Origin of the sequence: Bacteroides sp. AM07-18 (assembly GCF_003602695.1) — a bacterium.
In the GTDB taxonomy this organism is placed as follows: domain Bacteria; phylum Bacteroidota; class Bacteroidia; order Bacteroidales; family Bacteroidaceae; genus Bacteroides; species Bacteroides uniformis.
Map to the genome: position 1 here is coordinate 1 of NZ_QTLM01000044.1, position 1322 is coordinate 1322.

Annotated in this window: 1 protein-coding gene; it reads right to left on the minus strand. The window is 40.2% G+C overall.

Annotated features, from left to right (window positions below):
• Positions 1–39 precede the first annotated feature (39 nt).
• The gene (locus tag DW096_RS19190; RefSeq protein WP_008666211.1) at positions 40–1203 is read right to left on the minus strand and encodes an IS4 family transposase; all 1164 of its coding nucleotides are present in this window, start codon (positions 1201–1203) and stop codon (positions 40–42) included.
• Between the last annotated feature and the right edge of the window lie 119 nt (positions 1204–1322).

Here is a 1322-nt window from a genome sequence, read left to right on the forward strand (position 1 = left end):
TCACTAGTGTCCACTAAAAATTTTTTGGTCACTAGTCGGTTAAAAATTAAATAAATTCGATTCACTTGAATCATTTAGCTCTTTGATATTTTTGAAATTCGATTTGTCGAACAAATCTCTAAGATGAGTTTTATCGGTTAGCGAGATGCCGAGTATTTGCAAGGTTTCGTAGATGCTTCGCTCTAACTTCATATCGTGTTGTACTATCGCCACAAGGCAGTAAGTAATTATGGCACAATATATTTGTATGCGTACAGCATTCTCCGAAGTTCCCCAAAACCTCTTTATCTTAAGGTGTTGTTTAATCCATTTGAAAAACAGCTCCACACTCCATCTATTTCGGTATAACCGAGAAATCAGCTCAGCCGAAGCGTCAAGATTGTTCGTCAGGAAAATGTATCGTGTGCCACTTTCGGGGTCTTCAACAATGAGCTTTCTAAGTTCATCGGGGTAATCCTTGGAACTTTTATAAACCGTAAAACATCCGATGACATCAGAAATGACACCTTCAGGCAATCTTCGCTTCCACGTTTTGGGCTTGATGCGTACATTGGTTTTGGCTCGTACAACGAAGAAAGCACCTATGCGGTCTATCGTATACAAGTTGCCAAAATCGTTGTAACCACGGTCAAATATATAATGCGCACCACGTTCATAAGGAATCACAGACATCGCTTTTGTATCGTGAATATTAGCAGGAGTAATATGCACAAATGCAGGAACTTCCGCTTCCACATCGTAGAGCGTATGCATCTTGATTCCGCCTTTATGCTTGCGGAATTTAGCCCACTCGAACACTGACAGACAAAGGTCAATCGTGGTGGAATCAAAAGCATAGACATGACCGTCAAGCTCAAAGATTCTTTCGATTCTACGCTTGCGCGCTTCGGCTATCATGAAGGTTGCATATTCCTGGAAGATGCGATAGTCACGTTGCTCGTTAGCCTTGCTAAGATTGCTTCGTGTTACGGACTTGCCGATTCCCAGATGATAGAGTTTTCCGGTGTGAGCCTCCAGTGACACGATGAGGTCTCTTAAACTCTCACGGTTGGAAAGTTGACCGAACATCATCGTAAGCAACTGATTCCAACAGGTATAGCTTTTAATGTATTTGTTGCCTTCATACTTCTTGACGATACGCAAGAACTTGAACTCATCAAGAAATGTGACTAATTGAGAAAAAACATATTTGTCTTTATTCATAACAGTCTGATTCAGACTGCAAAAGTAATTTCAAATCGTTGCGCACCAAATACCATTACAACAAACTGAATTTCAACAATTTCAAAGAACGACTATGATTTTTTAGTGGACACTAATGA

Excerpts from the sequence above, each read along its gene's own strand:
- DW096_RS19190 (WP_008666211.1), bottom strand. The coding sequence starts at position 1,203 with ATGAATAAAGACAAATATGTTTTTTCTCAATTAGTCACATTTCTTGAT.